Here is a 327-nt window from a genome sequence, read left to right as displayed (position 1 = left end):
ACGATGCAGGCGATGGCGGCGCGCCTGGCTGCGTCATTGGACACGCGGGGCGTGCTGGTCGCCTGTCATTGGCGTCCCGACTTCGCACAGGCGCGGTGCTCGGCGGAGTTCGTGCACGCGCAGCTGGACGCGTTGCTGCCGCGGGCGTTCTCTTGGAGCGATGCCGACATGTTGCTGCAGGGCTGGTCGCGCGATACCCGCTCGGTCGCCGCGCACGAGGGCCTGCGATGATCGCCGCAATCGTCCCGGCGCATAACGAGGAGCGTCTGATCGGCCCGTGCCTGCAGGCACTGCAGTCCGCCGCGCGGCACCCCGGGCTGGCGGGCG

General features: G+C 71.6%; 2 pseudogenes. Both read left to right on the top strand.

From position 1 onward, the window contains the following. A pseudogene (locus DBR34_RS23215) lies at positions 1-231 on the top strand (SAM-dependent methyltransferase); the annotation flags it as partial. Continuing rightward, positions 228-327: pseudogene (locus DBR34_RS23210) on the top strand (glycosyltransferase family 2 protein); the annotation flags it as partial. The pseudogenes DBR34_RS23215 and DBR34_RS23210, both read left to right, overlap by 4 nt.

It is taken from the genome of Stenotrophomonas sp. HMWF003, from assembly GCF_003061285.1.
Lineage (GTDB): Bacteria > Pseudomonadota > Gammaproteobacteria > Xanthomonadales > Xanthomonadaceae > Stenotrophomonas > Stenotrophomonas maltophilia_AP.
The sequence above is the reverse complement of the archived record's forward strand: the minus strand, read 5'-3'. Positions and strand labels throughout refer to the sequence as shown.